This is a genomic window from Streptomyces sp. NPDC046915, from assembly GCF_040644935.1.
Classification (GTDB): Bacteria; Actinomycetota; Actinomycetes; order Streptomycetales; family Streptomycetaceae; genus Streptomyces.
Genome location: NZ_JBEYXB010000021.1, coordinates 106,373 through 132,772, shown reverse-complemented (window position 1 = coordinate 132,772; position 26,400 = coordinate 106,373). Strand labels below are relative to the sequence as shown.

The following is a 26,400-nucleotide window of genomic DNA, read 5'->3' as shown; positions in this document are numbered from 1 at the left end:
GGGTCATTCCACGAACAGCCCCCGCGCCGCCGCCCGCGCGTCGAACTCCTCCAGCCGCGCCTGGGCGTCCGGCAGGTCGTCGCACATGGCCTCCAGCAGCACCCGCCCGAGCAGCATCGGCGCGCACGCGGTGTCGAAGGCGAGCCCGGTGCCGACGGCGGCCGGCAGCAGCAGGTCGGACACCTTGGCGACCGGCGCGAACGCCGAGTCGGCGACGGTGACCACGGTCAGGCCCGCCTCCTTGGCGTAGGCGAGGGTGTCGACGACCTCGCGGGGATGCCGGGGCAGCGCGAAGCACAGCAGGGTGGTGGCACCGGCCCGGACGGCCGCGTCGACGCGGTCGTTGATCATCGTGCCGCCCTCGTTGAGCAGCCGGACGTCCGGGTGGACCTTGGCGGCGAAGTACGCGAAGCCGTAGGCCTGGGAGGCGGCGGCCCGCAGTCCGAGCACCGGCAGCGGCCGGGAGGCGGCGAGGAGCCGGCCGGCCCGCTGCACCGGTCGCGGGTCGGCCAGCACCTCCGCGAGATGCCGCAGGTTCTCGATCTCGGACTCCACGGCCTGCTGGTACTCGTTGTACGACGCCGAGCCCACCGCCGGTTCGGCGGGCACGACCTCGCGCAGGTGCTTGCGCAGGGCCGGGTAGCCGTCGAAGCCGAGCGCGACCGCGAAACGGGTCACCGAAGGCTGGCTGACCCCGGCCAGTTCGGCCAGCTCGACGCTGGACAGGAAGGGCACGTCGCCGGCCCGCCGCACCATGCTGTGCGCGATGCGCCGCTGGGTCGGCGTGAGCCGGTGCCCTTCGAAGAGCGCCTGCAAGCGGGCGGCAGGACTGTCGGTCACGCTCATGACGTGCTCCCCCTCCAGATGTCCGTGAACCGGTCGAGCAGTGCGGCCGCCGCCGACACGTCGTCCGTGAGCGGCCGGTCGGCCTGGTCGTCGTCGAGGACCGACTCCGCCAGTGCCAGCGCGCGTCCGGCCGGGAGTTCCGGGTCCGGCCTGAGGTCGCGCTGGCGCAGCGCGCGCACGGCGGCGACGAGTTCGCAGCCGACCACCAGACGGTACGCACCACCGGCACGCAGCGTTTGACGGGCGGCGAGCGAGGCGAAGCTGGCCTGTTCCTCGACGCCCCGGGAGAGTACAGCGTGACCGAGCGACGCGGGAGCCGAGAACGCGCGCAGCTCGCCGAGGGCGGCTTCGGCGGCGTACTCCAGGATCATCACTCCGGAGGAGGCGGCCTCCTGGTCGGCGAGGAAGGGGCGCAGGCGGGTGAAGGCGGGCTCGTTGAGGATGGACAGCCGGGACGTGGACAGCCGGGCCACCTGGGTGACGGCCAGCCTGAAGTGATCCAGTGCGAGGGCAAGTTGGGCCTGGTAGAAGCCGCCGTGGTGGTAGGCGGCCATGTCCTCGGGGCAGATGAGGGGGTTCTCGGCGGCCGCGTTGATCTCTGTCGTGAGCACCTCCTCCAGCAGGTCCGCCGCGTCGTGCGCGGGGCCGTGGACCTGGGGCAGGCAGCGGAAGCCGTAGGGGTCCTGGATACGGCCGAGCGGCGGCGTGGGCCGGTCGGCGGCGCCGATCAGCTCCCGCATCCGGCGCGCCACCTCCGCGCTGCCCCGGTGCGGGCGGGCCGCGTGCACGGGAGCGGCGTAGGCCTCGTGCGAGCCGTCCACGGCCAGCAGGGAGAGGGCCGCGACGACCTGGGTGGCGGCGATGAGCCCGCGCAGCTCGTGCAGGGCGAGGGCGGCCTGGCCGAGGGTGAGCGCGTTGCTGCTGATCAGGGCGAGGGCGTCGTTGTTGTCGAGGGGCTGCGGCTCGGGCGCGCGGCCGGCGGGCGGTGAGTCCGGCCCGTCCGGCCCCCGCCACGGATGCTCGCCCGCCAGCGCCAGCCCGACCTGGGCCAGGGCCGCGATGTCCCCGGTACCGACGGAGCCGAACTCGTTGACGACCGGGTACGCGCCCGTCTCCAGGGCCTCGCACAGGGCGGTGACGACGCTGGGGCGCAGACCGGCGCCCCCGGCCAGGAGCTGGTTGGCGCGGACGGCGAGCGTCGCCCGTACCTGACGGGCCGGCAGTTCCGCGCCGATGGCGCCGGCGTGGCTGCGCAGCAGACGCAGGCCGTGTCCGGCGGCGGCCTCGGTGGGCACGTCCTCGTTCCGGTTGGCGCCCACGCCGGTGGAGCGGCCGTAGACCCGGCCGGACGCGGCGATCTGCCGGGCCGCGTCCCAGGACTCCGCCGCCCGTTTCATCGCGTCGGTGCCCGGCACCGGTCGCGCCGCACCGTCGGCGAGCCGCACGACGTCCGCCACGCCGAGGCCGACCCCGTCGAGGACGACAAGTCCGCGGTGTTCGGGCACGGCTCCCGGCATGTCCACGATTCGAGACGACATAAAGCCCAAAATCCCCTCCACCCGGACATTCGATCTCGCCTGTCGGCCATCCATTGCCCCGGATTAGCGCCGGAGCATTGACAACCTATTCAGACACCAAGAACTCTGCATGACGTTATACAGCCGGGCAAGGGACATCTCATGATCCAGTTCGATGCGGTCCACAAGCGCTTCCCCAACGGCACGACAGCAGTCCACGACCTCTCCCTGGAGATGCCCGAGGGCGGCGTGACCGTCCTGGTCGGATCTTCCGGTTGCGGCAAGACGACCACCCTGCGGATGATCAACCGGATGGTGGAGCCGACCTCCGGCACCATCCGGGTCGGCGGCCGGGACGTCACCGAGCAGGACGCCGCCGAGCTGCGCCGCTCCATCGGGTACGTCATCCAGCAGGCGGGGCTCTTCCCGCACCGCACGGTGCTCGACAACATCGCCACCGTCCCGCTCCTGCTCGGCTGGAACCGCAGGAAGGCACGCGCCCGGGCGGCCGAGCTCCTTGAGACCGTCGGCCTCGCCGCCGACGCCGGGAAGCGCTACCCGCACCAGCTCTCCGGCGGCCAGCAGCAGCGCGTCGGCGTCGCCCGCGCCCTGGCCGCCGACCCGCCGGTACTGCTCATGGACGAGCCGTTCGGCGCGGTGGACCCGGTCGTGCGCACCCAGCTCCAGGACGAACTCCTCCGCCTCCAGAAGGAGCTGAGCAAGACCATCGTCTTCGTCACCCACGACATCGACGAGGCGGTACGGCTGGGCGACCGCATCGCGATCTTCCGCACCGGCGGCCACCTGGTCCAGTGCGCCCCGCCCGCCGAACTGCTCGCCCGCCCCGCCGACGACTTCGTGGCCGACTTCCTCGGCGCCGAGCGCGGCCTGAAGCTGCTGTCCCTGAAGACCCTCGCCGACGTCCCGCAGGGCCCGGCACCCGAGGGCGGCACCTGGTCGCTCGTCCTGGACGAGGCGCGCAAGCCTCTGCACTGGGGCTCGGCGGAAGGGGCCGAGCTGCCCGTACGGCCGCTCGGGGACTCCGACTCCCTGCTCTCCGCGCTCAACGAGTCGATCTCCTCCCCCACCGGCCTGATCGCCCGCGTCGACGCGGCCGGCACGCTCACCGGCGTCTCGTCCCGCGACGACATCCACGAGCACGCCGGCCGGGCACACGCCGAAGTGGACGTGGCCGCGTGACCGTCGACTGGTCGTGGATAGGCGACCACACCGACGACCTGACCAGCCTCACCCTCTCCCACCTCCAGGCCGCCCTGACCGCCGTGTTCTTCGGCCTGCTGATCTCCCTGCCCCTCGCGGTCGTCGCCCACCGGGTCCGCGCGCTGCGCGGCTTCCTGCTCGGCGTCTCCAACGTCCTGTTCACGATCCCCTCGATCGCGATCTTCGTGCTGCTCCTCCCCGTCAGCGGCCTGACCCGCACCACCACGGTCATCGGCCTCACCGTCTACACCCTGGTCGTGCTGCTGCGGAACACGGTCGAGGGGCTGGACTCGGTCCCCGCGAAGACGAAGGAGGCGGCGAAGGCGATGGGCACGCGCCCGCTGCGCACGCTCCTCACGGTCGAGCTCCCGCTGGCCCTCCCCGTGATCATGGCGGGCGTCCGTATCGCCACCGTCATGTCCATCTCCCTGGTCTCGGTCGCCACCTACATCGGCGACGGCGGCCTCGGCCAGCTCTTCACCGACGGCTTCCAGCGCGACTTCCCGACCCCGGTGATCGTGGGCGTGGTCCTCACGATCCTGCTCGCGGTGGTCGCGGACGCCCTGCTGGTGGCCCTCCAGTACGTGCTGACCCCGTGGCGCAGGAGGCGGACCTGAGATGTACGAGCTGTTCAAGAACCTCGCCAAGTGGCTGACCAGCGGCTCCCAGTGGGCCGGCTCGGACGGCATCGCCCACCGCCTCGCCGAGCACCTCCAGTACTCGCTCCTCGCCACCCTCATCGCCGCCGCGATCGGCCTCCCCCTCGGCCTGCTGATCGGCCACACCGGCAAGGGCGCGTTCCTCGCCATCAACCTGGCCTCCTTCGGCCGCGCCCTGCCGACCGTCGGCCTGGTGGTGCTGGTCTTCCTGGCCGGCGGGCTGTCGATGCTGCCGGTGTACGTCGCGCTGGTCGCCCTGGCCGTCCCCGCGATCGTCACCAACACCTACGCCGGGATGACGGCCGTCGACCCGGACGTCCGCGACGCCGCGCGCGGCCAGGGCATGCGCGGCCACCAGGTGCTGCTCCAGGTGGAGCTGCCACTGGCCCTCCCCCTGATCATGACCGGCCTGCGGCTCGCGCTCATCCAGGTCGTCGCCACCGCCACCATCGCCGCGTACGTCTCCTTCGGCGGCCTCGGCCGCTACGTCTTCGACGGACTCGCCCAGCGCGACCTCGTGCAGGTGCTGGGCGGCGCGGTGCTGGTAGCGGTCGTGGCCGTCGTCCTCGACCTGCTGCTCAGCACCCTCCAGCGCTTCCTCTTCCGCCACCGCACTGCCTAGGGACCCCTCGATGAACCGACGTACTCTCCTCGGCGGCCTCCTCGCAGCGGCCTCCGTCCCCGCCCTCTCCTCCTGTGCCGGCGGCATCACCTCCCTGAACGAGGGAAGCGGTTCGACCGCCGGCGGCGGCTCCAGCAAGGGCGGTGTCACCATCGGCACCGCCAACTTCACCGAGAACCAGGTGCTCGGCTACCTCTACGCGGCCGTCCTGTCGGCGGCCGGTGTGAAGGTGAAGGTCCGCCCCAACCTCGGCACCCGGGAGATCGTGATCCCCGCGCTCAGGGCCGGCGACATCGACCTGCTCCCCGAGTACCAGGGCGCCCTGCTCAACTACCTCGCCCCGAAGGACGCCTCGGCGGAGCCCGGCACCATGCAGAACGCGCTCACCCTGGCACTGCCCGCCGGCCTCCAGGTGCTGCCGTACGGGCAGGCGGCCGACTCCGACTGCTTCGTCGTCACCCGGGCGACCGCCCAGAAGTACGGGCTCACCTCCCTCGCCGACCTGGCGAAGCAGAACGGCGAGCTGGTCATCGGCGCCGCGCCCGAGGTGAAGAAGCGCCGGGTGGGCGCGGTCGGGCTGAGGGACGTGTACGGCGTCGAGTTCAAGGAGTTCAAGTCGCTGGACTCGGACGGTCCGCTGGTCAAGGGCGCCCTGAAGAAGGGCGACGTGGACGTGGCGAACCTCTTCACCACCGACACCGACATCGCGGCCAACGGCTGGGTGGTGCTGACCGACCCGAAGAACCTGATCCCGAGCCAGCACATCGTGCCGCTGATCGCCGACCGCAAGGCCGACGACACGGTCCGCAAGGCCCTCGCCCGCCTCGGCAACATCCTCACCACCGCCCAGCTCACCGAGCTCAACCGCCTGGTGGACAAGGACAAGAAGGATCCGGAGGACGTGGCGAACGACTACGCGCAGCAGCACGGCCTCACCAAGTAGGGGGCTAACCCCAGTGCGGCGGGCGTCCCCGCTCCCTACCTTGTCCTCATGACCGGGATCGAGGCGCGGGACGCCGAGCTGAAGAAGGAACTCGACGCCACCCTGCAAGCACGCAGGGAACTGGGAGAGGAGTACGAGTCCGCCCTGGTGGACTCGTTCCTGGAGAAGGTCGAGCAGCGCATCGACGGCGTGGTGGAGCGCCGGGTGCGCCGGCAGCTGGCCGAGCAGCAGCTCCAGGTCGCCCGGGGCAGCCGGGAGCCGAAGAACAGCGACTCCTGGGGTGAGCGCTTCGGCTTCGGCATCGTCTCGCTGGTGCTGGCGATCCCGCTGTCCGCGATCGGCGGCGGCATCGCGCACCTGCCCGGCCTGCTGACCGCCTGGGCGGGCATCGTGGGCGTCAACGCGGTCCAGGCGGTCCGTGCCAACCCGGGCCTGTTCGCCCACCGGCGCCGCGCCTCCTCCCAGGACTCCGACTGGGAGGAGTGACACCTCACGCCTGCCGGGTCGGCAGCACCATGATCTGCCGCAGGTTCACGTGCCGGGCGCGGCTCGTCACGTAGGCGATGACGTCCGCGACCTCCTCGGCGGCCAGCCCGCCGATCCCCTCGAACATGCCGTCCAGCTCCCCGGCCAGTTCCGCGCTGCCCACGTGCGAACCGAGTTCGGTCGCCGTCAGCCCCGGTTCGATGTTGGTGACCCGCACGTCCCGCGGCCCGAACTCGCCGCGCAGCGACTGGGAGAGATACGTGACGGCGGCCTTGGTCGCCCCGTACACCGCGTAGTTGGGGAACGTGATGTGGGCGCCGACCGAGGAGATGTTCACCAGGTCCGCGGTACGGCCCTCGGCGGCGGCCCCCACCAGATCGGCGGTGAAGGCGCGGATCACCCGCAGCACCCCGGCCACGTTGGTGTCGAGCATCCGCTGCCACTCGTCGGCGCGGCCGTCGTCGATCGGATGGGGCAGCATCACGCCGGCGTTGTTGACGACCAGGTCGACGGACCCGTACGCCTCCTGGATCCGCTCCTTGGCGGCCCGCACGGACGCGTCGTCGGTGACGTCGGCGACGACCGCCAGCGCCTGCCCGCCGTCGGCCCGGATCTTCGCGGCGAGCTCCTCCAGCCGCTCCCCGCGCCGGGCGAGCAGCGCGACCCGCGCCCCGTGCGCGGCCAGCAGCACGGCGACGGACTCGCCGATCCCGCTGGCGGCCCCGGTGACGACGGCGGTACGGCCGGAAAGGTTCTCGTACGACATGGGTGGCTCCCTCGGTTCGCGGCCGGGGCGTCTCCCCGGCGGCACTCACCACCCTGCGCCGCCGTCTCCGCCCTACCCAGGGATGCGCTTTTCCTGGGTCTGCCAGTACCAGGCTCGCGGCCGGCCTCTCCCCTACGATCGAACCCATGGACGGGGATCTCGGAGACTTCCTGCGCTCGCGCCGCGCCCGCATCCAGCCCGAGGAGGTGGGGCTGGCCTCGCACGGACGGCGCCGCGTGCCCGGACTGCGCCGCGAGGAGGTGGCACAGCTGGCCGGGGTGAGCGTCGACTACTACATCCGGCTGGAACAGGGCCGGGGCCCTGGGGGCACCTCCCGGACGAAGTCTGGGGGAGTCTCGGACGCGGTGCTGGACGCGATCGCCCGGGTGCTGCGGATGGACGAGACGGAGCACGAGTACCTGCGGACGGTGGCGCGCCCCCGGCAGAAGCAGGGCAAGCGCCCGCCCGCACCCCGCGTGCGCCCCGGCGTGCAGCTGCTGCTGGACGGCATGAAGCACAGCCCGGCCTTCGTGCTCGGCCGCCGTATGGACGTCTTGGCCTGGAACGCCCTCGGGGACGCGGTGAACGGCTTCAGCCGCATGGCCCCGGAGGAGCGGAACATCCCCCGCCAGTTCTTCCTCGACCCCGCGAGCCGGGACTTCTACCCGGAGTGGTCCGCGGTGGCCGTCCAGACGGTGGCCTACCTGCGCCTGGCCGCGGGCGTGTACGCCGACGACCCCGGGCTGTGCGCCCTGGTCGGCGAACTGTCCGTCAAGAGCGAGGAGTTCCGCCGCCTGTGGGCCGACCACCAGGTCGCCGAGTGCGCGTACGGCGTGAAGAAGATCCAGCATCCGGTGGCGGGCCTGCTGACTCTCCCGTACGAGTCCCTGGCCACCCCGGCGGACCCGGAGCAGACGATCGTGGTGTACACCCCGGAGCCGGGCTCGGAGACGGCGGAAAGACTGGCGCTGCTGGCCAGTTGGGAATCCGCGCACGCCCGCTGAGAAAGACTTGCGCGGGGACCGCCGCACCCCCGTTGCCGGGGGGCGGGACGACGGCGGTCCCCGCGAGGGACGCGGGCCGGGTCAGGGCCGGGCTTGCGCGTCCGTGGCGTCCTTGGAGGTCCGGGAGCCGCTCCGGAGGTCCTTGGCGCCGTTCGGTGCCGGCTCGGACGGGGAGCCGCTCCCGCCCTGCCGACACCCACTAATGTGCCGGACCCGTGTTAAGCGGGTGCTGCGTGCACGTGACGCGCTCGTACCACTTCCGCGAAGTCCACCACTTCGGTAGGACACCGCAAGTGCCGCGCGGACACCGGCAGTTCACCGGGCGTTCGCTACTGCTTCCCGCCCTTGGCGAGGAAGGACAGCAGGTCCTGCCGGCTGACCACACCGGTCGGCTTGCCCTCGACGAGGACGATCGCGGCGTCCGCCGAACCGAGCACCGACATCAGGTCCCCGACCGGCTCGCCGGAGCCGACCTGGGGCAGCGGGGCGCCCATGTGCTTCTCCAGCGGATCCTCCAGCGAGGCCCGCTTGTTGAACAGCGCGTCGAGCAACTCCCGCTCCACGACCGACCCGACGACCTCGGCGGCCATCACGTCCGGGTGACCGGCGCCCGGCTTGACCACCGGCATCTGCGAGACGCCGTACTCGCGCAGCACCTCGATGGCCTCGCCGACGGTCTCGTCCGGGTGCATGTGGACCAGGGAGGGGATGGCGCCGGCCACCTTGTCCTGGAGGACGTCCGCGACCCGGGCGCTGGGGCCCTCGTCCTCGAGGAAGCCGTAGTCGGCCATCCACTCGTCGTTGAAGATCTTGCTGAGGTAGCCGCGCCCGCTGTCCGGGAGCAGGACCACGACGACGTCGTCCGGGCCGAGCCGCTCGGCGACCCGCAGCGCGGCCACGACGGCCATGCCGCAGGACCCGCCGACCAGCAGCCCCTCCTCCTTCGCCAGCCGCCGGGTCATCTGGAAGGAGTCCTTGTCGGACACGGCGACGATCTCGTCCGCCACCGTCCGGTCGTAGGCGGTCGGCCAGAAGTCCTCACCGACGCCCTCGACGAGGTACGGCCGCCCGGAGCCGCCGGAGTAGACCGAGCCCTCCGGGTCGGCGCCCACGACCTGGACCCTGCCGTCGCTGGCGTCCTTCAGGTAGCGGCCGGTGCCGGAGATGGTGCCGCCGGTGCCGACGCCCGCCACGAAGTGGGTGATCTTCCCCTCGGTCTGCTCCCACAGCTCGGGGCCGGTCGAGTGATAGTGCGAGAGCGGGTTGTTGGGGTTGGAGTACTGGTCGGGCTTCCAGGCGCCGGGCGTCTCACGCACCAGCCGGTCGGAGACGTTGTAGTACGAGTCCGGGTGCTCCGGATCCACGGCGGTCGGGCACACGACCACCTCGGCGCCGTACGCCCGCAGCACGTTGATCTTGTCGGTGCTCACCTTGTCGGGGCACACGAAGATGCACTTGTACCCCTTCTGCTGGGCCACGATGGCCAGGCCCACGCCGGTGTTGCCGCTGGTCGGCTCGACGATGGTGCCGCCCGGCTTGAGCTCCCCGCTCTGCTCGGCGGCCTCGATCATGCGCAGGGCGATGCGGTCCTTCACGGAACCGCCCGGGTTGAAGTACTCCACCTTGGCCAGGACGGTCGCCCGGATCCCCTTGGTCACACTGTTGAGCCTCACCAGCGGGGTGTTGCCGACGAGGCTGATCATCGAGTCGTGGAATCGCACCGTTGTCTCCGGTTGCTGCAAAAAGTGGTGGTCGTGATTGGTCCCGCCAGCCTACGGCCCTCGACGACACCGCGACGGCCTTCACTCCGCGTCGAGATTGGCGCACGGGCTGTACGGGGCAAGGAGTGGGTGTACGGCTTGAAGGAGGTGGCGGCGAGGCATGACGAGCATGTCGAGGGCGAGAGTGGCCCGGCGGATCGCGGCCGGTGCGGCATACGGCGGTGGCGGGGTCGGGCTGGTCGGCGCGGCCACCGTCGGTGTGGTGCTGGCGGAGCTGCGGCTTGCCAAACGGCACGTGGGCAACGGCTCGAAGGGCCGGGTGCCGGTGGCGGACGGCCTGTACGGCGCCGGATACGACATCCCCGGCGAACCGCCGCTGCGCCTGACCGTCCTGGGCGACTCCACGGCCGCGGGCCAGGGGGTGCACCGGGCGGGCCAGACACCGGGCGCGCTGCTGGCCTCGGGCCTGTCGGCGGTGGCGGAGCGGTCGGTGGAGCTGCGCAACGTCGCCCTGCCGGGTGCCCAGTCGGACGACCTGGACCGCCAGGTGGGGGTGGTGCTCGCGGATCCGTCGCCCGTCCCCGACATCTGCGTGATCATGATCGGCGCGAACGACGTCACGCACCGGATGCCCCCGACCCGCTCGGTCCGCCATCTGGCGGCGGCGGTACGGCGGCTGCGCACGGCCGGTGCCGAGGTGGTGGTCGGCACGTGCCCCGATCTGGGCACCATCGAGCCGGTGCAGCAGCCACTGCGCTGGCTGGCCCGCCGCGCCTCCCGGCAGCTGGCGGCGGCCCAGACGATCGGGGTGGTCGAGCAGGGCGGCCGCACGGTGTCGCTGGGCGACCTGCTGGGCCCCGAGTTCGCCGCGAATCCGCGTGAGCTGTTCGGCCCCGACAACTACCACCCCTCGGCCGAGGGCTACGCCACGGCGGCGATGGCGGTTCTCCCGACCCTCTGCGCCGCCCTCGGCCTCTGGCCGGCGGAGGAGGACCGCCCGGACGTCACGCGCCGCGAGGGCTTCCTCCCGGTGGCCCGCGCGGCGGCCGCGGCCGCGGACGAGGCCGGTACGGAGGTCACGGCGGCGATGCCGACCGGCCCCCGTGGCCCCTGGGCCCTGCTCAAACGCCGCCGTCGGAGGACGCTCCCGGAACCCGACCCGACCTCCGAGCCGACATCGTCCGCGCCCTCGCCGTGACCCGGCGGGAAAGCAAGCGCTTAGAAACTGCGGCCTGAGTCACACTGTGACACACGTGACCTCGGCCATACGTACGGGTAACTTCGCAAGAAGCCCCCCAAGCCAACTCCCCGTACGCCCACCCGTCGCCCGACCGCCACCCCTCAACGAAGCGCTACGCGCTGCCCCTTTTTCATTGGAGCCGTGATGCCCGAAGCCGTCATCGTCTCGACCGCCCGCTCCCCGATCGGCCGCGCCTTCAAGGGCTCCCTCAAGGACCTGCGCCCGGACGACCTGACCGCCACGATCATCCAGGCCGCCCTGGCGAAGGTCCCCGAGCTGGACCCGAGGGACATCGACGACCTGATGCTCGGCTGCGGTCTCCCGGGCGGCGAGCAGGGCAACAACCTCGGCCGGATCGTCGCCGTGCAGATGGGCATGGACCACCTGCCGGGCTGCACGATCACCCGTTACTGTTCCTCCTCGCTCCAGACCAGCCGCATGGCCCTGCACGCCATCAAGGCCGGCGAGGGCGACGTCTTCATCTCGGCCGGCGTCGAGACGGTCTCCCGGTTCGTCAAGGGCAACTCCGACAGCCTGCCCGACACCCACAACCCCCTCTTCGCCGAGGCCGAGGCCCGTACCGCCGCCGTCGCGGAGCAGGAGGGCACCACCTGGCACGACCCGCGCGAGGACGGCCTGGCCCCGGACGCCTACATCGCGATGGGCCAGACCGCGGAGAACCTCGCCCGCCTGAAGGGCGTCACCCGCCAGGACATGGACGAGTTCGGCGTCCGCTCCCAGAACCTCGCCGAGGAAGCCATCAAGAACGGCTTCTGGGAGCGCGAGATCACCCCGGTCACCCTTCCCGACGGCACGGTCGTCAGCAAGGACGACGGCCCGCGCGCCGGCGTCACCCTGGAGGGCGTCCAGGGCCTCAAGCCGGTCTTCCGCCCGGACGGCATGGTCACCGCCGCCAACTGCTGCCCGCTGAACGACGGCGCCGCCGCGCTCGTCATCATGTCCGACACCAAGGCCCGCGAGCTGGGCCTGACCCCGCTCGCCCGCATCGTGTCGACCGGCGTCTCCGGCCTGTCCCCCGAGATCATGGGCCTCGGCCCGGTCGAGGCCAGCAAGCAGGCCCTCCGGCGCGCCGGCCTGACCATCGACGACATCGACCTGGTCGAGATCAACGAGGCCTTCGCCGCCCAGGTGATCCCCTCCTACCGCGACCTCGGCATCGACCTCGACAAGCTGAACGTCAACGGCGGCGCCATCGCCGTCGGCCACCCGTTCGGCATGACCGGCGCCCGCATCACCGGCACGCTCATCAACTCGCTCCAGTTCCACGACAAGCAGTTCGGCCTGGAGACGATGTGCGTCGGCGGCGGCCAGGGCATGGCGATGGTCATCGAGCGCCTCAGCTGAGCGTCGTAAAGTAGCGGTCACTGGACCCAAAGTGACCCTCCGGCCCGGCCTTCGAGAAAACCTCGAACGCCGGGCCGGTTTGTGATCCAATCTCCCCCAGGATGTGACCTATCTCCCGCCCGGGAGGTATCAAGGCAGGTCAGAGCGGCTGTACGCAGGAAGCCCACGACAGAGATCTGTCCGTTTCGTGACGTTACGCACTGACAGCTGGTTAGTCCGCCCTTCAAGCTGATGTAGGAAGTCGGGGGTCGACTTTTAACCGGGAGTACGTCAGTGAGCGCCATGCCGATCGCCCTGCTGGTCACCACGGCCGCCACCGGCGCCGTGGGCGCCGCCGTCCTGCGCACCCTTCTGGGCCTGCGCCGGCAGCTCGCGGCCCTGCGCACGCAGCTCGCCGCGAACGCCGAGACCGCGGAGAACGACGCCGCCGCGACGCGCGCCCTGCTGCCCGCCGCGCGGACCGCCGAGGCCGAGGAGATACGCGCGGCCGTGGCCGAGGCACTCGCCGAGGAGCGGGAGCGCGAGCTGGCCGAGGCACGGGCGTTCTGGGCCGCCCAGGAGGCCCGTGAGGCCCCCGACATGCCCACCCTGCTCGGTCTCCCCGACAGCGAGCTGTTCCTGCCCCGCACGGCCGACTTCGCGGGCCTGGAGCCGGTGACGGAGCCCGGCCCGGACAACGACGAGTTCGCCGGGGAGTCCCCGGAGCTGGCCGCGGCCCGCCGCCGCCACCCCTCCCACCCCGACTTCGTTCCGGTCCAGTCGCCGGTCGTGGGCGACCATGAGCGCACGGTCACCGTCCTGGAAGGGCTCGCCGAGTCCGGCACGGAACTGACCGACGTGCGCCCCGGCCCCCTCGGCACCCTCGACGTCTACGTCTTCGCCGACGGCACGACCCTGTGCATGACACCCGGCCACCGCGAGACCGCCGAACGCCTGGCAGCGGCCCTGCGCGCCGGCGAGAAGCCGCACCTGCTGGGCGGCTCCGGCATCTCGGGCGCGTACACGCTGACGTTCGCGTGCGGCGAGGAGAGCGTCTACATCCTGGCGGACCGGGTCATCGCCTCACTCTGAGGCACCTCGCTCCGAGACACGTCGCTACGAGACACAGGGTCCTCAGACCCCCGCCCTCTTCTGCGCCTCCGCGACCAGCCTCACCGCTTCGTCGACCTCGGTGTCACTCGACAGCACCAGCGCCAAGTCATGCCCGGCCACGGTGATTTGGTCGGCCGCCGCGAACATTCCCGCGTCCGGCATCTCCCGGGGCTCCCCCGAAGGGTCCTCCAGCCGCTGGGCCCACACGGCCAACTCCCGGCCCAGTCGCAGAGCCTCAGCGGCAGCACCCCGTTGGAGTCGGGACTGCGGCGCCGCCCGCAACCGGTCGGCGAAGTGATCCACGGCATGGGTCAGGGGCGTCGTATCAACCACGCCGTGAGCGTAACGCGTCCCAGCGGGACTGTTGCCAACACGCCAACGCTAGGGCACGGTGACCTGAAGGACCGGCTTACATCCCCTTTGCGTTCGGAGGCGCCGATGTCCCAACTCTTCTCCGAGGAGACCCACCGCAACCTGCTCGCCCGCATCCCCCAGTGCACCGGTCGTGAAGTCTCCGACTGGTTGCGCACCGTCGAAGACGGACCCTCTCTCTTCCGCTTCGAGGAAAAAGTCAGCTGGCTCCGGCACGAGCACAACCTCGCGTACGGCCACGCCAAGGCAATCGTCCACGAGTACGACCTGAGGAGGGCCGCGCGCATGCTGCGCTAGGGCGGCAGGGGCCAGGCCCTGACCGCGCACCCGCAGACACGCACCTTCACACGGCGAAGGGCCCCGGGGAGAACCCGGGGCCCTTCTCGCTACCGCTGGGCGGTGGCTAGTCGCTGCTGCTGAAGATGGCCGCGAGCCGCAGCATCTCCACGTAGATCCACACCAGCGTCAGGGTGAGGCCGAACGCGGCCAGCCAGGCCTCCTGGCGCGGGGCGCCGTAGGCGATGCCGTCCTCGATCTGCTTGAAGTCGAGGGTCAGGAAGAACGCGCCGATGAGCACCGCCAGGATGCCCACGGCCGCGCCCAGCGGGCCGAAGCTGCGCAGCCCGCCGTCCTCGGCGACGCCGAACACGACCAGCAGCAGGTTGACCGCCATGACCAGGATGAACGCCATGGCGATGGCCAGACCGATACGGGCGTACCGGGCGGTGACGCGGATCCAGCCCGCCTTGTAGATCAGGAGGGTGGCCGCCGAGACCGCCATCGTGCCGAGCACCGCCTGGAACGGGGCGCCGCTCCACCGGCTGTTGTACATCTCGCTGATCACGCCGAGGAAGACGCCCTCGAAGGCGGCGTATCCCAGGATCAGCGCGGGCGAGGGGGTGCGCTTGAAGCTCTGGACGAGCGCCAGGACCATCGCGACCAGCGCGGATCCGACCGCCAGGCCGTAGCTGCCGGCCGAGACGGGAAGCAGGGCCCAGGCGAGGACCGCGCCGACGGCGACGGTGCCGAGCGTCATGGCCGAGCGCATGACGACGTCGTCCATCGTCATCCGGCCGGTGGAGACCGGGGCCTGCGGCGGAGCGCCGTACTGCTGGTCAGTCTGGGCGTAGGGGTTCTGCGCGTACGGGTTGCCCTGCTGCGCATAGGGGTTGCCCTGCGCGTACCCGGCCTGCGGCGCGGTGTTGAAGCCCGCGTAGCCGTTGTCGCGGCTGAACCCCCGTCGCGAGAAGACCGGGTTACTGCTCCTCATTTCACTCCTCCATGGCCACCCTTCGTGGCCTTGGCTCAAGAGTAATAGATTGGCAAAGGAATGATCCTAATACTTGAGGAGGATCTTTCCCTGTCCGTGCTGGCCAACACGCTACGCGGATGCGTGATTCCCGGCCACGGAGGGATCCATTCCTCACCGAACTGGTACACAGCCGGAACCGGACAGGGCTGACGGCCGCGCGCTCAGTCGAACGGGAAGCCCGTGTACGCCTCGGCCAGGTCGGTCTCGGCCGACCGCGAGGAGGCGATCCGGGAGAGACGGGCGAGCTGGAGGCGGTCCTCGAACGGGGTGGCGTCCGGGGCGCGGTGGAGCAGGGTCGTCATGTCGTAGGAGAACCGTTCGGCCTGCCAGACGCGGCGCAGACAGGTCGCGGAGTAGGCGTCGAGCAGTTCCGCCGAGCCGGTGTCCCGCCGGTGGGCCAGCGCCCGCGCGAAGGTGACGACGTCCCCGACGGCGAGGTTCAGCCCCTTGGCGCCGGTCGGCGGCACGATGTGGGCGGCGTCGCCGGCGAGGAAGAGACGGCCGTGCCGCATGGGTTCGTGGACGAAGGAACGCATCGGGGTCACCGACTTCTGGGTGACGGGCCCGCGTTCCAGCCGCCAGCCGTCGGCGGTCTCGAACCGGCGCTCCAGCTCGTCCCAGATCTCGCCGTCGGCCCAGCTCTCCGCCTCCGTGTCGGCGGGCACCTGGAGATAGAGGCGCGCGATGGACGGGGAGCGCATGGACAGCAGGGCGAAGCCGCGGTCGTGGCGGGCGTAGACCAGCTCGTCGTGCGAGGGGGCCACGTCGGCGAGGACGCCGAGCCAGCCGAAGGGGTACGTCCGTTCGAAGACCTGGGAGAGCCCGGCGGGGACGGCCTTCCTCGACACCCCCCAGAAGCCGTCGCAGCCGACGACGTACTCGCACTCCAGCACGTCCTCGCGGCCCGCGTGCCGGAAGGGGACGCGGGGGCGGTCGGTATCGGCGTCCTCGACGGCGAGTGCCTCCGCCTCGAACAGCAGCGGGCCGCCCTCCTTCAGCTGGAGGGCGATGAGGTCCTTGCAGACCTCGGTCTGGGCGTAGACCATGACGGACCGGCCGCCGGTGAGGGCGGGGAAGTCCACGCGATGGCGCCGCTTGGCGAACCGCAGCTCGATCCCGTCGTGGCGCAGGCCCTCGCGGTCCATGCGCTCTCCGGCGCCGACCGCCCGCAGCACGTCCACCGTGCCCTGCTCCAGGATTCCGGCGCGCTGCCGGTGCTCGACGTAGGCGCGGTCGCGGCTCTCCAGGACGACCGAGTCGATACCCGCGGTGCGCAGCAGCCGCGCGAGGAGGAGTCCGGCGGGGCCGGCTCCGATGATGCCGACGGTGGTGCGCATCGATCGCCCCTTGTTCGCCTTGTTCGCCTGGTGAAATTTCCTTCACTTTATTGCGGTCGAGTTTCCGCTCGCCCACGGGTGATGTCAATGGTGATGCCGACTGTCGTCCGCACAGCCGTACGCACAGCCCGTACGCACAGCCGTCCGCCGGGCCCGCGGTCGGAATCGCGGGCCCGGCGGAGGGTGGGGGGTGACGGCGGGGTCGGTCAGTGGCCCGGCCAGCCGTCGAGGTGGCGGTGCAGGGTCACGTCGGGCTGCGTGTCGCCCTTGGGAGCCTGCGCCACCGCGTCGTGGAGGACACCGGTGACCTCCGCGGCGAGACCGTCGACCTTCGACTTCAGCTCGGCTGCCGGGATCGTGGACCGGGTCAGCTCGTCCAGCCGGCGGTGGATGTCGGCGAGCCGCCCTCGGGCGTTGTCGTCGAGGGTGAGCCGGGTCGGCGTGGAGACGACGAACTGGTAGGCGCCGGCCAGCGTCTGACAGCCGGTGCACTTCTTGTTCGCCGCGTCACTGAGGTTCACGGCGTTCAGCCGGGTCTCGTCCCCCGTGACCGTGACGATCTGGAAGGACAGCGCCACCGACCGGCAGTGGGCGTCGGCGGAGCAGCCCGCCGAGACCGCGTTGGCCTGGTTGCGTACGGCGGTGGCGTTCACATCGCCGAACTGGCGGATGGTGAAGGAGTCCTTCGTCTGCGTGTGGTGCGCCCGGTCGGCGTGGCTGAACACATGGTCCGACGCGACCGCCACATGCGACTGCGTCGCGGCCGTCGCGGCCTGGGCCTGGGCCGGCACCGCGGTCGCCACACCGGCGATACCGGCGGCGAACAGGCCTATGCGGACCGCCCGTTGGGTGATGGGGCTGCTGGTGGAGCGTGGTTTTCGGTGGCTGTTCATGGGATCTCCAGCGATGGATCGGACACGTACGGTTGGCGACCGGCGCGGGCGGGCGACCGGCGACCGGCTGTCGCCGCGGACGTGCGGATGGTGGCCGCACGGCTCACGGCCGACTGGCTGCCGCGGGCGCTGACGGTGGCTGCGACGGCCGCCGGTGCGCGGCCGCCGCTGCCGGCGGTGGGCTCGCACCCCAGGTGGGGGGTGGACTACCGCCGCCGACGCCCGGCTACCGGCAGGCGGTTGGCTGCCGGCGCCGACGCGCGGATGGTGGCTGCCGCAGAAACTGACGGTGATTGCCGCAGACCCGCGGTTCGCGGCTGGCTGCCGCGGGCGATGGGCTGCCGCCCGCCGGCCCCCTCCCCGGCCGGCGCCGGTGGGCTCCCGGTCTCCGGCGTGGTCGGCTGCCGCGCCCATGGCCGGTCGGCTGTCGTGGTTCAGGTCGACGGTGGGGCGGAGGGCTCGGTGCTCGGGGGCGGGGTGGGGGTGTCCGTCGGTGTGGGCGTGACGCTTTCCGACGGGGTGGGCGGGGGCTCGGGTGTCGGCCCGCCCGCCCCGCCGGAGGCGGTGGTGGGCGGGGGTTCCTCCGTGGCCGGAACGCTCGGTGCGGCCTTCTGCGTGGACGGGCTCCGGCTCGGCTTGCCGGACGCGGAGGCCGAGGCCGGCACCGACGCGGTGCCCGACACCGAGGCCGACGGACCGTGTCCCGGCCGCGCGGACCCGGTGCCCGCCGCACCCGAGGGTGATGTCGAGCCCCCGTCCGAGGGGTCGGACGAGTTGTCGTCGCCCGGCGTGGACGCCTCCCGCGGCTCCGGCTCCCGTGTGGACACCCCGGGTTGCAGGATCGGCGCGATCGGCGGCTTCTTCGGCAGCGGCTGCGGCGTCATCCCGGACACCCAGGCGTAGCTCAGCCCCGCCAGTCCGGCCAGCGCCAGCGCGCAGAACGCCACCCGCAGCCGGGGCCGGCCCTCGGTGGAGCGCTTCGCGGCCCGCAGGATCCGGCCGCCCATCTTCACCGACAGATAGATGACCCCGGCCATCGGGCACAGCAGCATGACGCAGCCGATGACCCCGACCAGGCCCTCGACGACCTTCCCGTGCACGAAGGCCGACCCGGTGCCCAGGAGTTGCTCGGTCAGCGACCGGGTCATCGTGGCGATGATCCGGGGCAGGTTCCACAGGGCGTACCCGAGTTCGCCGACGATCAGCGGCACCATGGTCAGCACCCAGGTGGCCACGATCGTACGGGCGGACTTCTTCAGCCCCGCGACCTCCTGGCGGGCGGCCCGCCCCTTCGCCCCCGGCACCAGGCTCAGCACGATCGGCTTGATCTTGCCGTACAGGTCCGGCACTCCGGCGAGGTCGCCCAGGATGTAGTAGCCGTCCAGCCGGACGGCCGGCATCAGCTGCTCCAGGATCTCGAAGTGCCCGAGATACACCGTGGCCAGCAGGAACTGCGCCCCGGTGGCGAAGTACAGCCCGGCCATGACCAGCATGAAGACGACGTTGAAGTACACCCCGCCCAGATCGGTGCGCAGCCGCCCGCCGCGTCCGATCCGGTAGACGTCGGTGACGTCGGTGTACATCGACGGCCAGATCAGGAACAGCCCGCAGCCGATGCAGCCCGGTCTGGCACCGCCGTATCTGCATGCGGAGGCGTGGCCGAACTCGTGGAACACGAGGGAGGCCACGGTGAGCACGAAGACGACGAGGATCAGCACCGGCTGGTCGAGGACCTCCAGGACCGGCTCGATCGCGCCGAAGAACCCGAACAGCCAGACGTCCATGGCCACGGCCGCCAGCAGCACGAACACGACCGCGGCCGGCCGGTGCAGCCAGGCGAAGGCCCGGGCTATCTTCGCGGTGCGCCGCTCGTTGAAGACGACCCGGTGGCCCTTGAGGGCGAGCAGCAGGTCGGAGCGCGGGGCGTCGACCTCGTCGTCCTCCTGGCCCTCGGGGACCGTCAGTCCGAGCGGCTCGAGCTTCTTCTCGACCAGGTAGCGGATGTTGTCACCGCTGACCTCCTTGCCGTACCGGGCGCTGACCCGGTGCGCGATGGCCTCGACGTCGCGCTCGCCGTCGACGGACGACGCCACGAGATACAGCAGCCGCGACAGCTGCACGACCTGCCCGTCCCCCCGACGGGCGATGTACTTGGGGTCGGTGAAGCCCGATCCCTGGTACTCGCCGTGCAGCCGCAGTCCCGCGCTCAGTCTCGGCACCAGCGGCGGCGGCTCGACGACCGGCAGGCTGCCCGTCGCCACCTGCTCGTAGGTCACCGGCCAGCCGCCGGGGCCGGGCACCGGGCCCGTGTCGTAAAGCGCCGGGGCCCCGTCTCCGAGCACCGTCATCCGTGATCTCCCCCCACGTACACGTACTCACCGCTCTCCCCCGTCCGGTTCCGGGGGCGGACCGCGCCACCTCGCGGTCCGCCCCCGGTAGCCGTCGTCGCGGTGCTGCCGCTTACTGCGTGACGTTGATCGTCTGGGCGGCCGAGGACTCGGCGGCCGACCACGAGGAGTGGTCGTTCAGGGCGGCCGACTCGTTGTGCGCGTTGATGTTCGCGACGTGCTTGGTGACGTTCACGGTCTTGCCGAAGCTGAACTTCAGGCGACTGAGGGCCTCACGACCCGGCAGCAGCTCGGCGGACTCGGTCTCCAGCTCGTTCATGTCCATGCTCATGATGGATGTCCTTTCAGGTGTTTCCGGCGTTCGGGTGTTTCAGGTGTTTCAGGTGTTCGGGTGTTGCGGGTGCTCAGGCGCCCAGGAGTTCAGCTGGGCGGCGCGTCACTGAGCGACGTTGATGGCCTGGGCGGCGCCGGAGTCGGCCACGGACCACGCGGAGTGGTCGTTCAGGGCGGCGGACTGGTTGGCGGCGTTGATGTTCGCGACGTGCTTGGTGACGTTCACGGTCTTGCCGAAGCTGAACTTCAGGCGACCGAGGGCCTCACGACCCGGCAGCAGTTCCGCGGACTCGGCCTCGAGCTCGTGGGCGTCCATCATGATCGATTCCCCCTACGGGATAGACATTTCCGGTCGGACCGAGTCAGGTTCCCCCCCGACTCTGTCCAACTTGGTCGGACGTGCTGTCCAACGAGATTGGACACTACGGCCTCCGGGCACCTCCGCGCAACCCATTCGGGTAATCACCCTTTCGGCGGTACGTGCCCCCGACCGTAGAATCGGCCCCGACCTGGACAGCCAGGCCCCAAGCCGAGCGGCGAGCAGGAAGTGACCGTCAGTGGCCAACGCACTTCAGCAGTTGATCCGGGAACGCCTCGACCGCAAGAGCTGGTCCTACGGTGACGTGGCCCGCCGCGGCGGCGTCCCCCGCTCCACCGTCCACCACCTGGCCACCACCGACCGCGTCGTCCGCATGCCCCAGGCGGCCACCCTCGAAGGCCTGGCCAAGGGACTGGAACTGCCCCTGGACACCGTGCGGCGCGCCGCCGCCGAGGCCTGCGGCATCCACGTCTACGGCACCCCGTCCAACGCGGCCGACGGCGGGGCCGCGCCGGCCGTCGACCCCGAGGTGGACGTGCTCATCGCCAGTGTCCAGAAGCTGTCGGCCGACGACCGCCGGCATGTCGCCGCCCTGGTGGAGTCCCTGCTGGACCGCTCACCGCGCGAGAAGTGACCGGGCTCCCGGCCGTCCGACGACATCGGACGGTCGCTCCACCACCAAGACGGTGAAAGAAACCGACACCGCCCGAATCGACCGAGATCCCCCGCTAGTCTCTCGTCACGCCCGAGGCACTGGAGCCGCACGACCACGGGCTCTCTGGGGGGAATGTGTTGTTCGTGCATGGCGGGACGACCACGGCCGTGGTCCGGGGACCCGCCGGTGAATCGATGGTCCTGCTGTCCGGGGACCTGCCCGAGGTTCTCACCGCGGAGGCGGTCGCCGATCTGCTGGACCTGGCCGCCGCCATCCTGGACACGGATGAACTCGGCCTGTTCCACACCTGTCTGGAAACGCTCCGCCGCAACGGTATGCGCGCGGGACGGCGGATCGAGGTCGGGGGGGCCGTACTGACCGTCTACGAAGGGTGACATGCCGTCGGCCGAGGCCAGGGGACCCGGCAGATGCGATCACCACCAGGGCGAGTGACGCTGTTGTCATACCGAGCGCGCCACTGCCCCGAGGAGATCGTCATGGCCGTCCCGCCCGTCGGTTCCCTGGTTCTGGAGCCTGCCTCCCAGCAGCTCGCCGATGCCACCTCGAAGCCGCCGTTCCTGTACGAGATGGGCCCCGCGAAGGCCCGCAAGGTGCTCGACGACATCCAGGCGGAGCCGATCGACAAGCTTCCCGCCGACACGGAGTGGATCACGGTTCCCGCCGAGGTCGGTGACGTCCGGGTCCGGATCGTCAGGCCGCAGAACGCCCTATCACCCCTTCCGGTGGTCCTGTACATGCACGGCGGGGGCTGGATCCTCGGCAACGCCGACACCCACGACCGGCTGGTGCGCGAACTGGCCAACGGGATTCGGGCCGCCGTGGTGTTCGTCGAGTACGCCCGCTCGCCCGAGGCGCACTACCCCGTGGCGATCGAGCAGGGCTACGCCACCGCCCAGTGGATCGTGCGCGAAGGAGCCGCGCACGGCCTCGACCCGGACCGCATCGCGGTGGCGGGCGACTCGGTCGGCGGCAACATGACCGCCGCGCTGGCCCTGCTGGCCAAGGAGCGCGGCGACGTCCGCTTCGTCCACCAGTCCATGTACTACCCGGTCACCGACGCCGACATGGACACCAAGTCCTACTCCGACTTCGCCACGGGTTACTTCCTCACCGCCAAGGCCATGCGCTGGTTCTGGGACGCCTACGCGCCGGACCGTGCGCGGCGCGGCGAGATCACCGCCTCCCCCTTGAAGGCGGACCTCGACCAGCTCACCGACCTGCCGCCGGCGCTCGTCCTGGTCGACGAGGCCGACGTCCTGCGTGACGAGGGCGAGGCGTACGCCGCCAAACTCCGTGCCGCGGGCGTCGACGTCACCACGGTCCGCTACGACGGCATCACGCACGACTTCATGATGCTCAACCCGCTCAGCGACACCCACGCCACGCGTGCGGCCGTCGCCCAGGCCATCGCGGAACTCAGCGCCGCCCTGGGAACGAACGAGGAGGCATAGGCCTGCGTCGACGCACCGCAGACATGGAAGGTGCCCGGAACCGGACTTGAACCGGTACGCCCGCGAGGGGCAGCGAGGTTTAAGCTCGCCGTGTCTGCATTCCACCATCCGGGCAGGCCATGGGCTCCGCTTCGAGGTTCTGACCCTATCGGGATGCATCCCCCGAACAGCGGTAGGGCAGTGCGATGTTGTCTTATTTTATTGAGGTCTGAGGGAGCATCAGGCCCCTGCACACGCCATCCGCACTTGCCAATAGCGTTACGTGTGGTGGGTGCGCGCGTACGTGGAATGACGGAATTTCACCGTACGAACAAGGGGGCCCCACCTGTTCTCGACAACCTGTCCGGTCCCGCGCGAACCTTTCCGGCCTCTCCTCGGGCTGCTCCTCAGGGTCGGCCCTCATCCCCAGGTATGACACGGGGCCGCCCGGTCCGACCGCAGTCGCCCCCCGGAACCGGAACAGCGGGTGACTCCAGGGCGGCAACCGGCCGGGACGATGGATCACGTCCCCACGAACGCCGTCGTCCTGACAGGAGCACCTTTCCGTGACCACCACACCCATCGCCGACCGGACCACCACCGTGGCCGCGCGCGCCACGGAGCTGTCGAAGATCTATGGGCAGGGTGAGACCCGGGTGGTCGCCCTCGACCAGGTCTCCGTCGACTTCCGGCAGGCCGAGTTCACCGCGATCATGGGGCCGTCCGGGTCGGGCAAGTCCACGCTGATGCACTGCGTGGCCGGGCTGGACACCTTCTCCTCCGGGTCCGTGCGCATCGGCGACACCGAGCTGGGCTCCCTGAAGGACAAGCAGCTGACCAAGCTGCGCCGGGACAAGATCGGGTTCATCTTCCAGGCGTTCAACCTGCTGCCGACCCTGACGGCGCTGGAGAACATCACCCTCCCGATGGACATCGCGGGCCGCAAGCCGGACAAGCAGTGGCTGGACAGCGTGATCCGGATGGTCGGCCTGGCCGACCGGCTGAGCCACCGGCCCGCCCAGCTCTCCGGCGGCCAGCAGCAGCGCGTCGCCGTCGCCCGCGCCCTGGCCTCCAGGCCCGACATCATCTTCGGCGACGAGCCCACCGGAAACCTCGACTCCCGCTCCGGCGCCGAGGTGCTGGGCTTCCTGCGCAACTCGGTGCGGGAGCTGGGGCAGACGGTGGTGATGGTCACTCACGACCCGGTGGCCGCGGCGTACGCGGACCGCGTGGTGTTCCTGGCCGACGGCCGGATCGTCGACGAGGTGTACGGGCCCACGGCCGACTCCGTGCTCGACCGCATGAAGCAGTTCGACTCGAAGGGCCGTACGAGCTGATGTTCCGCACCGCCCTGCGCAACGTACTCGCGCACAAGGCCCGGCTCCTGATGACCGTGCTCGCCGTCATGCTCGGCGTGGCGTTCGTGTCCGGGACGCTGGTCTTCACCAACACCATCTCCGACGCCTACCAGAAGAGCTCCGCCAAGGGCTTCGGCCAGGTCGACGTCGCCGTCACGGCCGAGGGCCAGGCGGACAAGGGCAACACCATCGGAAAGACCCCCGAGCTGACGCAGGCGATGCTGAACCGGAGCGCGAAGGTCCCCGGGGCCGAGTCCGCGACCGGCGTCGTCACCGGTTTCACCGCCATCGCCGACAAGAAGGGCAAGCTGATCGGCGGCGGCTGGCAGTCCGAGGGCGGGAACTACTGGGGCACGAAGGACGCCCGGTACCCGCTCGTCAGCGGCCACGCCCCGAGCGGCAAGGGCGAGGTGCTGATCGACTCCAGGACCGCCGAGCGGGCCGGCTACAAGGTCGGCGACAAGGTGCGGATATCCGTCGACGGCCCCGTGCTCACCCCGGTCGTCAGCGGCGTCTTCACCACCGACGACGGCAACGTCGCGGCCGGCGGCAGCCTCGCCCTCTTCGACACGGCGACCGCGCAGAAGCTGTTCGGCAAGCCGGGCACGTACGACCAGATCGACGTCAAGGCGAAGCCGGGCACCAGCCAGACGGCGCTTCAGGACGCGCTGGAGCAGGCCCTGCCGAAGAACCGCGTGGAGACCACCACCGGCAAGGAACTCGCCGACTCCCAGGCGGAGCTGATCTCGTCCCAGATGAGCGGGCTGAAGCAGGGCCTGCTGGTCTTCGCGGGCATCGCGCTCTTCGTCGGCACGTTCATCATCGCCAACACCTTCACCATGCTGGTCGCCCAGCGCACCAAGGAGCTGGCCCTGCTGCGCGCGGTCGGCGCCTCCCGCCGCCAGGTCACCCGGTCGGTGCTCATCGAGGCGTTCGTGGTGGGCACGGTCGCCGGTGTGACCGGTCTGGCCGCCGGCATCGGCATCGGCGCCGGGCTGCGGTCGCTGATGAGCTCGCTCGGCGCGACCGTCCCGGACGGCCCGCTGGTCATCACGCCCGGCACGGTCGTCGCCGCCCTCGTGGTGGGCGTCGTCATCACCATGCTGGCCGCCTGGCTGCCCGGCCGGCGCGCCGCGAAGATCCCGCCGGTGGCCGCGATGAGCGCGGTGCACGCGAAGGCGACCACCAAGTCGCTGGTGCTGCGCAACACGATCGGCGCCCTGTTCTCGGCGGCCGGCGTGGCGGTGGTCCTGGCGGCCACGACGATGGACGGCTCCGACGGCCAGGCCCCGATGGGCCTGGGTGCCGTACTGCTGATCATCGGCGTGTTCGTGCTGACCCCGCTGCTGTCCCGCCCGCTGATCGCGGCCGCCGCGCCGGTGCTGCGCGTGTTCGGGGTCTCCGGCAAGCTGGCCCGGCAGAACTCGGTGCGCAACCCGCGCCGTACGGCCGCCACGGCCTCCGCGCTGATGATCGGCCTGACGCTGATCACCGGTATGACGGTGATGGCGGGCAGCCTCCAGAAGTCGATCGACAAGATGGCGAGCGCGGCGATCCGCGCGGACTACGTGGTGTCGATGGCCAACGGCAACGAACTCTCCCCGGACGTGGCCGAGAAGCTCGCCGCCACCGACGGCGTCACCGCCAGCAGCCCGCTGCGCGACGCGGCCTCCCGCATCGACGGCGACACCGAGTACCTGACCGGCGTCAACGGCCCGGCGATCGGCAGGCTGACCGACCTGAAGGTCGACGACGGCTCCTTCCAGGTGGGCGGCTCACGGGTCGTCGTCGACAAGGACACCGCCAAGTCCCACCACTGGAAGGCCGGTTCGGGCTTCACCGCGCACTACGAGGACGGCAAGCAGCAGAAGCTGACGGTCGCCGGGGTGTACGAGGGCAACGACCTGTTCCAGGGCATCATGGTGGACAACGCGGCCCTGGCCCCGCACCAGGCGGACCCGGCCGACATGCGGGTCATGGTCAAGGCGGCGGGCGGCGCGTCCGACGCGACCAAGGACAAGCTGGAGAAGGCGCTGGGGAACAACCCGGCGATCAAGATCCAGGACAAGAAGGACCTGTCCGACTCGATCGCGCAGATGTTCACGCTGATGCTGAACATGCTCTACGGCCTGCTGGCGATGGCCGTGATCGTGGCGGTCCTCGGCGTCATCAACACCCTGGCCATGTCGGTCTTCGAACGCTCCCAGGAGATCGGCATGCTCCGCGCGATCGGCCTGGACCGCAAGGCCGTCAAGCGGATGGTGCGCCTGGAGTCCCTGGTGATCTCCCTCTTCGGCGCGGTGCTGGGCATCGGCCTGGGCGTGTTCTTCGGCTGGGCGGCCGGTGAGCTCATCGGCACGAAGATGGCGACCTACGAACTGGTCGTGCCGTGGGGCCGGATCGCCTTCTTCCTGCTGCTGGCCGGCACGGTCGGCGTCCTCGCGGCCCTCTGGCCGGCCCGCCGCGCGGCCCGGCTGAACATGCTGGCCGCCATCAAGTCGGAGTAACGGCCGCACGCCCGTACGGCAGCCGAGGCCCCG

General features: G+C 71.0%; 26 protein-coding genes and 1 tRNA gene. 15 read left to right on the top strand and 12 right to left on the bottom strand.

Going from position 1 to position 26,400, the window contains the following annotated elements; all coding sequences use genetic code 11:
- Positions 1–3: 3 nt before the first annotated feature.
- Positions 4–846, bottom strand: a complete 843-nt coding sequence (locus ABZ915_RS38945; RefSeq protein WP_361813308.1) for a MurR/RpiR family transcriptional regulator — start codon at positions 844–846, stop codon at positions 4–6.
- Entirely contained in the window at positions 843–2,384 is a 1,542-nt protein-coding gene (locus tag ABZ915_RS38940) for an aromatic amino acid ammonia-lyase (protein WP_361813306.1), read from the bottom strand. The genes ABZ915_RS38945 and ABZ915_RS38940 overlap by 4 nt, the downstream gene beginning before the upstream one ends.
- A 141-nt stretch (positions 2,385–2,525) precedes the next feature.
- On the opposite strand from ABZ915_RS38940, the gene ABZ915_RS38935 reads away from it, so the two are divergent.
- From ABZ915_RS38935 to ABZ915_RS38915, 5 genes are read left to right on the top strand one after another with little or no spacing between them, the layout of a single operon-like run.
- The gene (locus ABZ915_RS38935) at positions 2,526–3,563 is read left to right on the top strand and encodes an ABC transporter ATP-binding protein (RefSeq protein ID WP_361813304.1); all 1,038 of its coding nucleotides are present in this window, start codon (positions 2,526–2,528) and stop codon (positions 3,561–3,563) included.
- On the top strand, positions 3,560–4,201 hold the full coding sequence (locus ABZ915_RS38930; protein ID WP_361813302.1) for an ABC transporter permease: 642 nt from the start codon (positions 3,560–3,562) through the stop codon (positions 4,199–4,201). The genes ABZ915_RS38935 and ABZ915_RS38930 overlap by 4 nt, the downstream gene beginning before the upstream one ends.
- Position 4,202: 1 nt before the next feature.
- The gene (locus ABZ915_RS38925; protein ID WP_361813300.1) at positions 4,203–4,865 is read left to right on the top strand and encodes an ABC transporter permease; all 663 of its coding nucleotides are present in this window, start codon (positions 4,203–4,205) and stop codon (positions 4,863–4,865) included.
- A gap of 10 nt (positions 4,866–4,875) precedes the next feature.
- On the top strand, positions 4,876–5,808 hold the full coding sequence (locus tag ABZ915_RS38920) for an ABC transporter substrate-binding protein (protein WP_361813298.1): 933 nt from the start codon (positions 4,876–4,878) through the stop codon (positions 5,806–5,808).
- A gap of 48 nt (positions 5,809–5,856) precedes the next feature.
- On the top strand, positions 5,857–6,294 hold the full coding sequence (locus ABZ915_RS38915) for a hypothetical protein (protein ID WP_361813296.1): 438 nt from the start codon (positions 5,857–5,859) through the stop codon (positions 6,292–6,294).
- 4 nt (positions 6,295–6,298) lie between these two features.
- Here the strand turns inward: ABZ915_RS38915 and ABZ915_RS38910 are convergent, their stop codons facing one another.
- Positions 6,299–7,060: an SDR family oxidoreductase gene (locus ABZ915_RS38910; protein WP_361813294.1), complete on the bottom strand. Its 762-nt coding sequence runs from the start codon at positions 7,058–7,060 to the stop codon at positions 6,299–6,301.
- Positions 7,061–7,206: 146 nt separating this feature from the next.
- Here ABZ915_RS38910 and ABZ915_RS38905 point away from each other — a divergent pair, with 146 nt between their 5' ends.
- Entirely contained in the window at positions 7,207–8,064 is an 858-nt protein-coding gene (locus ABZ915_RS38905; protein ID WP_361813292.1) for a helix-turn-helix transcriptional regulator, read from the top strand.
- A gap of 329 nt (positions 8,065–8,393) precedes the next feature.
- On the opposite strand, the gene ABZ915_RS38900 is transcribed toward ABZ915_RS38905, so the two are convergent.
- Positions 8,394–9,785 carry a cystathionine beta-synthase gene (locus ABZ915_RS38900; RefSeq protein WP_361813290.1) on the bottom strand — a complete coding sequence of 464 codons (1,392 nt, stop codon included), beginning with the start codon at positions 9,783–9,785 and terminating at the stop codon, positions 8,394–8,396.
- A gap of 160 nt (positions 9,786–9,945) precedes the next feature.
- Between ABZ915_RS38900 and ABZ915_RS38895 the strand changes: the two genes are divergently transcribed.
- The 3 genes from ABZ915_RS38895 to ABZ915_RS38885 all read left to right on the top strand — a co-directional run bounded on the left by ABZ915_RS38895 (position 9,946) and on the right by ABZ915_RS38885 (position 13,461).
- Positions 9,946–10,983 (top strand): SGNH/GDSL hydrolase family protein, encoded by a 1,038-nt coding sequence (locus ABZ915_RS38895; RefSeq protein WP_361813289.1) that lies wholly within the window; start codon positions 9,946–9,948, stop codon positions 10,981–10,983.
- A 186-nt stretch (positions 10,984–11,169) separates the two neighbouring features.
- Positions 11,170–12,390: an acetyl-CoA C-acetyltransferase gene (locus ABZ915_RS38890; protein WP_361813287.1), complete on the top strand. Its 1,221-nt coding sequence runs from the start codon at positions 11,170–11,172 to the stop codon at positions 12,388–12,390.
- 273 nt (positions 12,391–12,663) lie between these two features.
- Positions 12,664–13,461, top strand: a complete 798-nt coding sequence (locus ABZ915_RS38885) for a hypothetical protein (RefSeq protein ID WP_361813285.1) — start codon at positions 12,664–12,666, stop codon at positions 13,459–13,461.
- Positions 13,462–13,503: 42 nt separating this feature from the next.
- On the opposite strand, the gene ABZ915_RS38880 is transcribed toward ABZ915_RS38885, so the two are convergent.
- On the bottom strand, positions 13,504–13,815 hold the full coding sequence (locus tag ABZ915_RS38880; protein WP_361813283.1) for a hypothetical protein: 312 nt from the start codon (positions 13,813–13,815) through the stop codon (positions 13,504–13,506).
- Between the two features lie 105 nt (positions 13,816–13,920).
- Between ABZ915_RS38880 and ABZ915_RS38875 the strand changes: the two genes are divergently transcribed.
- Positions 13,921–14,151 (top strand): DUF4287 domain-containing protein, encoded by a 231-nt coding sequence (locus ABZ915_RS38875; RefSeq protein WP_361813281.1) that lies wholly within the window; start codon positions 13,921–13,923, stop codon positions 14,149–14,151.
- A gap of 106 nt (positions 14,152–14,257) precedes the next feature.
- On the opposite strand, the gene ABZ915_RS38870 is transcribed toward ABZ915_RS38875, so the two are convergent.
- The 6 genes from ABZ915_RS38870 to ABZ915_RS38845 all read right to left on the bottom strand — a co-directional run bounded on the left by ABZ915_RS38870 (position 14,258) and on the right by ABZ915_RS38845 (position 20,396).
- Positions 14,258–15,124 carry a Bax inhibitor-1/YccA family protein gene (locus ABZ915_RS38870; protein ID WP_361813279.1) on the bottom strand — a complete coding sequence of 289 codons (867 nt, stop codon included), beginning with the start codon at positions 15,122–15,124 and terminating at the stop codon, positions 14,258–14,260.
- A 203-nt stretch (positions 15,125–15,327) separates the two neighbouring features.
- Positions 15,328–16,503: a 4-hydroxybenzoate 3-monooxygenase gene (locus ABZ915_RS38865; RefSeq protein WP_361813277.1), complete on the bottom strand. Its 1,176-nt coding sequence runs from the start codon at positions 16,501–16,503 to the stop codon at positions 15,328–15,330.
- A gap of 206 nt (positions 16,504–16,709) precedes the next feature.
- Entirely contained in the window at positions 16,710–17,396 is a 687-nt protein-coding gene (locus ABZ915_RS38860) for a hypothetical protein (RefSeq protein ID WP_361813275.1), read from the bottom strand.
- A 434-nt stretch (positions 17,397–17,830) separates the two neighbouring features.
- Positions 17,831–19,744 carry a hypothetical protein gene (locus ABZ915_RS38855; RefSeq protein ID WP_361813273.1) on the bottom strand — a complete coding sequence of 638 codons (1,914 nt, stop codon included), beginning with the start codon at positions 19,742–19,744 and terminating at the stop codon, positions 17,831–17,833.
- 112 nt (positions 19,745–19,856) lie between these two features.
- On the bottom strand, positions 19,857–20,075 hold the full coding sequence (locus tag ABZ915_RS38850) for a hypothetical protein (RefSeq protein WP_361813271.1): 219 nt from the start codon (positions 20,073–20,075) through the stop codon (positions 19,857–19,859).
- Positions 20,076–20,180: 105 nt separating this feature from the next.
- The gene (locus tag ABZ915_RS38845) at positions 20,181–20,396 is read right to left on the bottom strand and encodes a hypothetical protein (protein ID WP_361813269.1); all 216 of its coding nucleotides are present in this window, start codon (positions 20,394–20,396) and stop codon (positions 20,181–20,183) included.
- A 238-nt stretch (positions 20,397–20,634) separates the two neighbouring features.
- Here ABZ915_RS38845 and ABZ915_RS38840 point away from each other — a divergent pair, with 238 nt between their 5' ends.
- From ABZ915_RS38840 to ABZ915_RS38830, 3 genes are all read left to right on the top strand, one after another.
- On the top strand, positions 20,635–21,030 hold the full coding sequence (locus ABZ915_RS38840; protein ID WP_361813267.1) for a helix-turn-helix transcriptional regulator: 396 nt from the start codon (positions 20,635–20,637) through the stop codon (positions 21,028–21,030).
- 164 nt (positions 21,031–21,194) lie between these two features.
- Positions 21,195–21,446, top strand: a complete 252-nt coding sequence (locus ABZ915_RS38835) for a hypothetical protein (protein ID WP_361813265.1) — start codon at positions 21,195–21,197, stop codon at positions 21,444–21,446.
- 102 nt (positions 21,447–21,548) lie between these two features.
- Positions 21,549–22,523: an alpha/beta hydrolase gene (locus ABZ915_RS38830; protein WP_361813263.1), complete on the top strand. Its 975-nt coding sequence runs from the start codon at positions 21,549–21,551 to the stop codon at positions 22,521–22,523.
- 31 nt (positions 22,524–22,554) lie between these two features.
- On the opposite strand, the gene ABZ915_RS38825 is transcribed toward ABZ915_RS38830, so the two are convergent.
- Positions 22,555–22,637, bottom strand: a tRNA-Leu gene (locus ABZ915_RS38825).
- 431 nt (positions 22,638–23,068) lie between these two features.
- Here ABZ915_RS38825 and ABZ915_RS38820 point away from each other — a divergent pair.
- Positions 23,069–23,839: an ABC transporter ATP-binding protein gene (locus ABZ915_RS38820; RefSeq protein WP_361813261.1), complete on the top strand. Its 771-nt coding sequence runs from the start codon at positions 23,069–23,071 to the stop codon at positions 23,837–23,839.
- On the top strand, positions 23,839–26,367 hold the full coding sequence (locus tag ABZ915_RS38815) for an ABC transporter permease (protein WP_361813260.1): 2,529 nt from the start codon (positions 23,839–23,841) through the stop codon (positions 26,365–26,367). Before ABZ915_RS38820 ends, ABZ915_RS38815 begins: the two co-directional genes overlap by 1 nt.
- Positions 26,368–26,400: the final 33 nt, after the last annotated feature.